Annotated in this window: 8 protein-coding genes; all 8 read left to right on the top strand. The window is 35.8% G+C overall.

Annotation, left to right across the window (positions count from 1 at the left end):
• The first annotated feature begins 497 nt into the window (after positions 1-497).
• The 8 genes from OZD61_RS01015 to uvrC all read left to right on the top strand — a co-directional run bounded on the left by OZD61_RS01015 (position 498) and on the right by uvrC (position 10,471).
• The gene (locus tag OZD61_RS01015; protein WP_006279675.1) at positions 498-710 is read left to right on the top strand and encodes a hypothetical protein; all 213 of its coding nucleotides are present in this window, start codon (positions 498-500) and stop codon (positions 708-710) included.
• 5 nt (positions 711-715) lie between these two features.
• A complete protein-coding gene (nuoG, locus tag OZD61_RS01010) occupies positions 716-2,764 on the top strand; it encodes an NADH-quinone oxidoreductase subunit NuoG (RefSeq protein ID WP_274979519.1) in 2,049 nt (682 codons plus the stop codon).
• Positions 2,748-3,773, top strand: coding sequence for an NADH-quinone oxidoreductase subunit NuoH (gene nuoH / locus OZD61_RS01005; RefSeq protein ID WP_274979518.1), 1,026 nt, complete (start codon positions 2,748-2,750; stop codon positions 3,771-3,773). Before nuoG ends, nuoH begins: the two co-directional genes overlap by 17 nt.
• Entirely contained in the window at positions 3,766-4,761 is a 996-nt protein-coding gene (hemB, locus tag OZD61_RS01000) for a porphobilinogen synthase (RefSeq protein ID WP_274979517.1), read from the top strand. The genes nuoH and hemB overlap by 8 nt, the downstream gene beginning before the upstream one ends.
• A 146-nt stretch (positions 4,762-4,907) precedes the next feature.
• Complete coding sequence (locus tag OZD61_RS00995; RefSeq protein ID WP_274979516.1) at positions 4,908-5,666, top strand: phosphatidylglycerophosphatase; 759 nt, start codon at positions 4,908-4,910, stop codon at positions 5,664-5,666.
• A 43-nt stretch (positions 5,667-5,709) separates the two neighbouring features.
• Positions 5,710-6,549 carry a glycine--tRNA ligase subunit alpha gene (locus tag OZD61_RS00990; RefSeq protein ID WP_081818057.1) on the top strand — a complete coding sequence of 280 codons (840 nt, stop codon included), beginning with the start codon at positions 5,710-5,712 and terminating at the stop codon, positions 6,547-6,549.
• A gap of 3 nt (positions 6,550-6,552) precedes the next feature.
• Positions 6,553-8,670 carry a glycine--tRNA ligase subunit beta gene (glyS, locus tag OZD61_RS00985; RefSeq protein WP_274979515.1) on the top strand — a complete coding sequence of 706 codons (2,118 nt, stop codon included), beginning with the start codon at positions 6,553-6,555 and terminating at the stop codon, positions 8,668-8,670.
• Positions 8,654-10,471 (top strand): excinuclease ABC subunit UvrC, encoded by a 1,818-nt coding sequence (uvrC, locus tag OZD61_RS00980; protein WP_274979514.1) that lies wholly within the window; start codon positions 8,654-8,656, stop codon positions 10,469-10,471. Before glyS ends, uvrC begins: the two co-directional genes overlap by 17 nt.
• The last annotated feature ends 101 nt before the right edge of the window (positions 10,472-10,572 follow it).

Below are 10,572 nucleotides of genomic sequence, written 5' to 3'. Positions count from 1 at the left end.
GCCAATATTTTAAAGCAGATAATAACCCCAGGGCTTCTTTTGCCTTTTTTTTATTTGGTAAATTTCTTAAATATTTATAGCTAAACGACAATCGTCATCCCGCTGCTTGTTAGCGGGATCTATGCTTTGAGATACCGCGAATAAATCGCGGTATGACGTAGAGCTCGCGTTAGCTATACTTTTATGCTTACCAACTCAGTATCCAATCAAAATCCTGGATTTCAGTGTCAAGCACTGAAATGACACCAAAAGGGCTACTGCTGTTTTGGATGGAAACCAGTGTCAGCTACTTGAATCTGCCACGCAAATTGCCTGCAAATTGCAATGTTCGTACAGCTGTGCGTCATGCGCTGGAATGGCATCAAGGGGTAACTTTTTATTTAAACAATGATTGTAAAATGATCATAATAAGAGATCTATTGAAATTTTAAAGTTATTAAATATTGACGCTATATACTTAAGTGTTAAAATAGAATGAAAAGTTTTTAGGAGTTTATATGGCAGCAGGTGGGAAAGCAAAGACAGCTAGTAAAAATAACCCTACTCAGCGTAAGAAAGCTGAGCAAAAAATGTATAAAGATAAACCGGTAAAACCTGTTAGATATATAGATCGTGATTCGCGCATGAATTATATGTCTGCTCAATATGACAACGGCAATCTGGTTGAAGATGAGGTAAGCGGCAATCCTATAAAGTGGGAAGCTGTATAATAATTGTGGTTAAAGTTACTATTAATTCTAAGGAATGTGAAGTAGAGCATGGGCTCACTATAATTCAAGCTTGTGAGGTTGTGGGCGTTGAAATTCCACGTTTTTGTTATCATGAGCGTTTAGCAATTGCTGGTAATTGCAGAATGTGTTTGGTTGAAGTGGAGGGTGGACCTCCAAAACCAGTAGCCTCTTGTGCAATGCCAGTTGCAGAAGGGATGGTTATTCACACTGATACCCCTAAGGTTAAAAAAGCACGTGAAGGTGTGCTTGAGTTTTTGCTAATTAACCACCCGCTTGATTGCCCAATTTGCGATCAAGGTGGTGAATGCGATTTGCAAGATATCACGATGGCTTATGGGAAAGGAACCAGCAGACTTGATGAGCATAAGAGGGCTGTGCCAAAAAAACACTTCGGACCACTGATTGAGACTGCGATGAATCGATGCATTCATTGCGCTCGGTGTGTTAGATTTTTGTCTGATGTTGCAGGTACAAATGAACTTGGAGGAATCGGAAGGGGAGAAAATGTAGAGATTAGCACTTACATAAAAAGGCATATTAGTTCTGAATTATCCGGAAATATCATAGATCTCTGCCCGGTAGGAGCTTTAACTTCAAAGCCTTACTCCTTTACAGCGCGTCCATGGGAGCTATCACATTGTGAGACTATAGATGTGCTAGATGCTGTGGGTAGCGCAATTAGAGTTGATTATCGTGGCCCGGAGGTTATGAGGATATTACCAAGGCTGAGCGAAGAGGTAAATGAAGAATGGATATCAGATAAAACCCGCTTTGCCTATGATGGACTAAAAGTTCAGCGTCTTGATCGACCTTATATAAAAAAAGATGGTAAATTAGCCCCAGTTGATTGGAATGAAGCATTAACTGTTGCTGCAAAGAAATTAAAGAATACAAAATCAAATAAAATAGCTGCAATTGCAGGTGATTTAGCAGATTGTGAGTCTATGCTTCTACTCAAAGAAGTGATGCAGAAGCTCGGCTCGGGGAATATAGACTGTAGGCAAGATGGTGCAAAACTTATACCAAATAATCGTGGATCGTATGTGTTCAATACCACTATTGAAGGTATAGAGAATGCGGATTTGTGTCTGCTTATAAATACAAACCCAAGGATAGAAGCACCGATCATTAACGTAAGATTGAGAAAGAGATATTTACAGGGCAACTTTCCTGTTGCAAGTGTTGGTCCTAACATTGAATATTTGTATCATGTTGAGAAATTGGGCGATAATCCTGATATTTTGAGTGAAATAGCAAATGGAAGTCATAAATTCTGTGAGCTGCTGGTAGCTGCTCAAAACCCTATGCTGATTATCGGTCAAGATGCATTAGTAAGAGATGATTCTGAATTAGTTCTAGTTCTGGCTGGCAAAATTGCAGAAAAATTTAACATGATCAGAGATGACTGGAATGGCTTTAATGTGCTGCATAAAGCTGCAGCAAGAGTTGGTGGGCTAGATATTGGGTTTGTTCCTAAAAAAGGCGAAAGGGATATTAATCAAATATTGGAACATGCAGAAAGTGGTGAAATAGAAGTGGTTTATCTTCTTGGTGCAGATGAAATTGACACATCAAAGTTAGAAAACACATTTGTAATTTATCAAGGTCATCACGGTGATAAGGGTGCACATGTGGCAGATGTTATCTTGCCTGGTGCTGCATATACAGAAAAATATGCAACTTATGTAAACACTGAAGGTCGAGTGCAAAGAACAAATTTAGCTGTATTTCCTCCAGGTGAAGCAAAGGAGGACTGGTTAATTATTAAAAATCTCTCGCAATATTTGGATCTCTCCTTACCATATGATAGTTTATTTGACGTGAGAAAAAAATTAGATACTATCGGTCCACAGTTTAGAAATGCTGATCAAGTGATAAAAAACACATGGGTGCCAATTAGCAATGGTAAAATAAATTTAAGTAATACACCTTTTACTTTAAAGGAGTGTAATTTTTATATGACGGATTCAATAAGTCGCGCTTCAGAAATAATGGCAGATTGTACTAAAGCTTTTTATGAACACGCTAGTTAATATTTTATTTATTTTAGTACCGCTACTACTTTCAGTTGCATATTTGACATACTTTGAGCGTAAGGTCCTTGCTGCAATTCAACTGAGGCACGGCCCAAGTGTAGTTGGACCTTTTGGGCTATTGCAGCCATTTGCAGATGCTATTAAGCTCCTGATTAAGGAGCCGATAATACCATTTAGAGCGAGCACCATACTGTTCATTATGGCTCCAATGCTTACCTTTATCTTGGCATTAATTGCCTGGGCAGTTATACCGTTTGGTGCTGAAGTAATTGTAGAAAATGGCCAGCAAGTAGTTATTCCTAAGGTTATAGCAAATATTAATGTTGGAGTGCTTTATGTGCTAGCTATATCGTCGCTGGGAGTATACGGCGTGATTATTGCAGGCTGGTCAAGCAATTCTAATTATGCATTTCTTGGCGCTATACGGTCGGCTGCTCAGATGATTTCGTATGAAGTTTCAATAGGCTTAATAGTTGCTACAGTCGTTATTACCACTGGAACATTAAATCTTGGAGAGATGGCGGTAGCGAAACACAATATGCCATTTTGGGTTGATTTACTACTAATGCCTATAGGAATAATATTTTTTATTTCTTTGCTTGCAGAAACCAATCGTCACCCATTTGATTTACCAGAAGCTGAAGCAGAGCTTGTCTCTGGATATAACGTTGAATATTCATCCATGCCTTTTGCCCTCTTTTTTCTTGGAGAATATGCAAATATGATTTTAGCAAGTGCTATGATGACAATATTCTTTCTGGGGGGATGGTATCCTCCGTTAGAACTTGGTTTGCTTTATAAAATTCCAGGTTTAATTTGGTTCGTTTTGAAGATAATTATACTTTTATTCGTATTTATTTGGATTAGAGCAACAATACCTCGTTATCGATATGATCAGCTAATGCGCCTTGGTTGGAAAGTATTTTTACCAATATCAGTGTTTTGGGTGATACTCATTTCAGGGGTGTTGCTCTTTACTGGGAATTTGCCTGGATCCAATGTTTAATTTCCCAAATACAAGATTAAGACGCAGGCGCTCGAGCAAATGGGTTCGCAATTTAACAAGTGAAAATAGTTTATCAGTAAATGATCTGGTTCTTCCTCTGTTTGTTCATGACAGAGAAGAAACAACTGAACCAATTTCTGGCTTACCAGGCGTAAAGTGTTATTCAATAGATGGATTAGTGTCTATAGTTAAGGAAGCTAAAGATTTAGGGATTAATGCTGTTGCAATTTTTCCTGTAGTTGATAGTAAACTAAAATCTGAAAACGCTGAGGAAGCATATAATTCTGACAACTTAATCTGCAGAGCAATTTGTGTTGTAAAATTAAAGGTACCTGAAATTGGTATTATTGCAGACGTTGCATTGGATCCATACACTATTCACGGCCATGACGGCATTTTAAAAGATAATCAGATGGATGTAGAAAACGATGAAACTATATCAGTGCTGTGTAAGCAAGCGTTTGCTTTAGCGAAAGCAGGATGTGATATAGTTGCTCCTTCTGATATGATGGATGGTAGAATAGGAAGAATCAGAAAATCATTAGATGATAACAACTTTCAAGACGTATTAATATTATCTTATGCAGTGAAATACTGCTCTAGCTTCTATGCTCCATTCAGGCAAGTCGTTGGTTCATGTGGGCTATCACATTCTATAGACAAAAGTGGTTATCAAATGGATTATAAAAATGCGCGCGAAGCAATGTGCGAAATTGAAATGGATATAAATGAAGGTGCAGACTTTATTATGATTAAACCAGGTATACCATATTTAGATATTATCAAAACAGCAAGTGATAAGTTTAATTTTCCGATTTTTGCTTACCAAGTAAGCGGTGAGTACGCAATGATAAAAGCTGCTGCAAATAATAGCTGGCTAGATTATGACAAGGTGATTTATGAGTCTTTGATTGGTTTCAAACGTGCGGGTGCAAGTGCAATATTCACTTACGCTGCACTTGATATTGCAAAAAATTTAAGTGCATAAGCCCTATAAAATTATTAAAATTTTGGCGCACGTTCTTCTACTGTTGCTGCATATTACCTAAAATCTTTCAATACATGTTTTAAGTTGTTGATAAGTCCGTTACAATACAGTATTATAAGTAATATAAACCAAGTGTTACTTAGAACATGGGGATTTTTTTTAAATTTTTGGGAAAGATGCTAGGTAAGGTTTTTCCTGCCAAAACAGTAAGCTCTCTTTTAGGAATAGGATATTTACCAAGTTGGCAGAGCTATTGGTCTTCTTTTTTAATATTATTTATTGTCGATGTTATATTAATTCTTACATATGGAGGCGAATACTTACTATATAAAATGCCAGACTCAGGAATAGTTGTAGCTGCTGTTTTTACAAAATTGGCAATAGTTATGTTAGTAATGCAATTAATTGGAATATTTGTTTTTCATGCTCAAGACCCTTCAGCAAACAGTGGTGAAGAAATAGTAATACAAATAGCGTCAGGGCAAGTACTGACTGTAGCACTTTCAATGCCAGCAATAATGTCAATTTATTATGCTGTAAGTAAACTCTATGGGAATATATGTAAGCAGATGTTTCAATGCCCATTTTGGTTTAATGATTTTGTGCACTTTTTCTTTTTTCTTATGATACCTTACGTATTTTTTAATGTCGTAGAAGTGATAAAACCATGGCCAATAAGTTCAATACAACTCAGCTATAATAATGCAATGTCAATTACATTTGAGGGGATTTTTCACACATTTTATGCAGTGATTTTACTGTATTTAACAGCGTTTATATTCTGCGATTTAACCATGCATGATGCAATTGTCCTGAATAAAAGCATAATTCAGTATGTGAGAGAAAGTTCAGCAGTTTTAGGTGATTATTTACATAGTGCTGCAAAAAAGATAAATATTGAATAGTACTTATTTATTTATATATTTAGTATAAAAAGTGACAATTTGTGTGAACCTACAAAGTATAATAAAGGAGTTGCAAGATTTTTGGGCTGGTGAAGGCTGTGTCATACTTCACCCATACACATCTGAAATTGGTGCTGGTACATTACATCCTGCAACAATTATGTCTGCAATTGATACAAAACCAACAAGAATTGCATATTTACAACCAGTAATTAGGCCAGCAGATGGGCGCTATAGTGATAATCCTAATCGCTTGTATCAACATCACCAATATCAAGTTATAATAAAACCATCTGGTAATAATTTACAAGACGTCTATTTAGATAGCTTAAAAGTTCTTGGCATATCTACAGAAAAATATGATATTAAGTTTGTTGAAGATGATTGGGAAAATCCAAGTGTTGGTGCATCAGGACTTGGTTGGGAAGTTACATGCAATGGAATGGAAGTAACACAGCTTACTTACATGCAGCAAGTTGGAGGGATTGACTGCAAGATGATTCCTGGTGAGGTGGCATATGGGTTGGAACGTTTAGCAATGTGCATACAAGGTGTAGATAATGTTTACGATATAACTTGGAACGATAATGGTGTAACTTATGGAGATATTTTTAAACAAAGAGAATATGAATTTTCTTATCTAGCGTTAGATTATTATGATACTAAAGTGGTACAGCAGCAATTCGAAGATACGGAAAAATTGTGCAAGTTCCTTATTGAAAAGGAGCTACCAATGGCAGCTTATGACCAATGTATTAAAACTAGTCACCTACTTAATCTGCTTGATGCAAGAGGTGTGCTTGGTGTGAATGAACGTACAGCTTATATTGGTAGAGTTAGAGAGCTGACAAAAAAATGTTGTGAATTGTACATGAGTAAATAGCGTATGTCGTTGCAGTTGTTATTTGAGTGCCTTTCAGAAGAAATACCACCGAGAATGCAGAATTCAGCTACAGTTCAAGTTAAGAGCTGTATTGCCAATGTTTTTAACAAAAATAATGTAAAATTTACATCAATGGAGGTTTTTGTAACGGCACGTCGCATTACCCTATTTGTCGACAACATAAATGCTTTGGAGCTAAAGGATTCCAATAACGAAGTTAAGGGACCAAACATTAACGCACCAAAAAGTGCTATCGAAGGTTTTTTAAGAAAATATCAGAAAAATGAAGAAGATTTGCTCGTTCGAAAAGTAAATAATGAGGATTTTTACTTCATTAAAAGAGAAAGCTGCTCATTTAACATTCAAGAGTTTCTTAAAAATCAACTAGGAGAAATATTAAAAAATTTCTCTTGGCCAAAAAGTATGAGATGGGGCAAAGGAAAAGAAAGGTGGGTTAGGCCAATTAAAAACATTTTATGCATTTTAAATGATGAAATAATACCTGTATCTTTTGCGGGGATTACAGCATCTAACACAACATATGGCCATCGATTTCTCTCAAGTGGTACGGCGCTTACTGTTAAAACACCTAAAGACTATTTTGAATTGCTAGAAAAAAACAGTGTAATTCTCCAAATGGACAAAAGAAAGCAATTTATACTAGATCAGATTAATAAATTCACAAAAGAGCAGAATTTACAACTTGAGAAAAATGATTATCTACTGAATGAATTAACGGGGCTTATAGAGTGGCCAATCGTACTGTTTGGTGAAGTAAATCAAGAAAAGTCATTTGGATTACCGAAGGAAGTAATACTTAGTATAGTTAATACACAACAAAAATACCTTGCTTTAAGTAATGGAAAGAGAATTTCACACTTTGTCACTGTTGTCAACGTCAACAATGGTGAAGTTGTTAAAGGGCACGAAAGAATATTAGAAGCACGTCTTGCTGATGCCCAATTTTTAATATCTCAAGATAAAAAGGAAAATCTAGATTATTATGTCAAAAAATTAGGTTCGATGTTATTTCATGCTTTTCTTGGCAGCGTGGGGGAAAAGGTGAAACGTATTACGGCTCTGTCAAAGTATATAGCCATATTTATTCCACATGCCTCGCTGATAAAAGTTGAACGTGCTGCATATTTGGCAAAAGCTGATTTGGCAACATCGATAGTAAGAGAGTTTCCAGAATTACAAGGAGTAATGGGTGGATATTATGCTTCTTATTTTCAAGAAGATAGAGAAATAGTGGAAGCTATAACTGAACACTATAAGCCAATCGGGCCAGAGCAGGAGTGTCCTAAATCCCCTTCAGCAATTGCTGTGTCAATTGCAGACAAAGTGGATAGCTTAGTTGGTTTAATTGCAGCAGGTGAGAAAATCTCTGGTTCGTATGATCAGTTTGGTTTGCGGAGAATGACAATTGGTATCATTAGGACAATACTTGAAAATAATTTGCATATTCCAATTAGGCTATTGATAGATAAGTCAGTATCTTTATATTCAAGACTTCTATTTAATAAAAATACAACGTCAGCTGATAAGCCAAATAGAAAACAAATTTCAGAACTAGTATTTAAATTCTGCTTAGAAAGATTCAAGGTTATTTTAAAAAATAGAAATATAAGGCAAGATACTATAGGTTCAATACTGCATAAAATCGGTATTAATGATCTGCTGACAGCAGAAAAGCAAACTGTTATATTGGATCGTTATCTTAGTACGCCAGAAGGTGAACAGATTCTAAGCACTTACAAAAGAGTCAGTAACATGATGAGCAAAGTAAGAAAAAGTGATGGCACTACTTATAGTGCATCTTACGGTAAGAGGTTTTTGATTGAAAGTGAAGAAATTGCGCTATCAAATTGTGCTATAACTGCTTGTAAAAACATAAAACAAGCGATAAAAAATAACCACTTTAATGTAGCACTTGATGAACTTGCTGGTTTTGCTCCGTTTATCAATCAGTTTATGGACAGTGTAAAGATTAACTGTGATTCTGATAAGCTGAGAAGAAACAGATTATCTTTGCTTGAAAATGTAGTTTCCATCTTTCATTTAGTAGCAGATTTTAACCTCATACAGGTTAAGCAATGGATAAATGCTCAGGCAATATAAAGAACAAATCAAATCATCTCCACAGTCCTGTGGCGTGTATAAGATGGTTGGAGATAAGAATAAAGTTTTATATGTTGGAAAAGCAAAAAACTTGAAGTCGAGGTTATCCGACTACCTTCAATTCGAAAACCTTTCTGAACGAATTAGAGTTATGCTCTTACAGGTTATTAAGGTTGAAATATTCATCACTGAGAATGAAATCGAAGCACTGCTTCTTGAAGCACAGCTAATAAAATCATTGAAACCACTTTATAATATTGTGCTCAAGGATGGAAAATTTTATCCTTATATAACAATTTCCAAGCACGATTATCCAAGAATAGCAAAATATAGAGGCAAATTTAAGAAGAATGAGTTTCATTATTATGGTCCCTTTACATCTGCTGCTGCTGTTAAGCAAACTATATTGTCATTGCAAAAAGCTTTTCTCCTAAGAGTATGTTCAGATCAATACTTTTCCTCAACAAAAAGACCATGTATTGAATATCAAATTAAGCGCTGCTCAGCACCATGCGTAGATAAAATCACAAAAGACGACTACTGCCAATCAGTAAAACAGGCACGAAATACATTGCTTGGAAGAAATAAGGAAGTGAAAGAACAGTTACTTTTCACAATGAGAAAGTGCAGCAGTGAAGAAAACTATGAGCTTGCTGCTATATATAGAGATCGGGTAAAGTTTCTTGAGCAAATTCAAATACAGCACGCGGATTTTTCTTTTGAAAAAGATGCAGATTTCTTCAGTATTGTACGTGAAGAGGATCTAGCATGTATTAGTGTGTTATCGTTTAGAAATAAAGACAACTACGGCAGCACTCCTTACTTTGCTGAGAACTGTGGTGATCACTCAAATGATGAAATTTTATCCACCTTTTTGGTCAATTTTTGTAATTCAGCTAATATACCTCCAATACAAATTTACGTTCCAGATTCTATTGTGGATAAGGAAATTATAGAACAAGCACTATATAAGGTTGCTCAAAAGCCAGTAAAAGTTCTGCATGCAAAGAATAAAAAAGAGCGTGATTTATTGAAATTTGTTTATGATAACTCTCAGCATAGCTTAGAGCAGAAGCTTATCGATTATAGAAATAACCTAGAAAAGCTTGAGGAGCTTAGCAAAATCTTCTTGTTACCAAATATTCCAAAGCGTATTGAAGTTTATGACAATAGCCATATATTTGGAAATCAACAAATTGGTGCAATGGTTGTTGCAGGGCAGGAGGGTTTTTTAAAGAGTGAGTACAGAAAATTTACTATAAAGGAAAAATTTTCAGGCGATGACTATAAAATGATGAGGGAAGTGCTAACCAGACGTTTCTCCGGCAATATAAAAGGCATAATACCTGATTTTTTACTGATTGATGGTGGACCAGGACATGTTTCCATAGTACAGAATGTACTGGAAGTATTGAATATAAACGTTCCTTTTGCTTGTATGGCAAAAGGTCCTGATCGTAACGCAGGAAATGAAAGATTTTATATGCTGGGCAGGGAAGAATTCAGTCTGGCAAATGACAGCAAAGTCATGCTTTACTTACAATCGCTGCGTAATGAAGCCCACCGTTTTGCGATAACTTCACATAGAAAAAAACGCGATAAACAGTTTATAGTCTCACAATTAAGCAAAATACCCGGCATTGGCAACAAAAGAAAAAAAGCGTTGATGTCTTATTTTGGTTCAGTGAAAAATATAAGCAAAGCTTCTCTGGCTGAAATTCAAAACGTACCTGGAATTAGTAAAGGTTTAGCAGAAGTCGTTCTTAAATACGTGAATTATAAGAGAGGAGTACTGGAATGACACAAAACCCGTTTTATTATTAGGGAATTTATATCTTAGAACCTGTTAAGGATCTCGAAAATATGAGGTAAAATAAGCATAGTTAAGAAAGAGGTATATCT

This window comes from Wolbachia endosymbiont of Drosophila bocki, assembly GCF_028982005.1.
Classification (GTDB): Bacteria; Pseudomonadota; Alphaproteobacteria; order Rickettsiales; family Anaplasmataceae; genus Wolbachia; species Wolbachia pipientis.
This window is presented reverse-complemented; position numbering and strand designations above follow the sequence as displayed.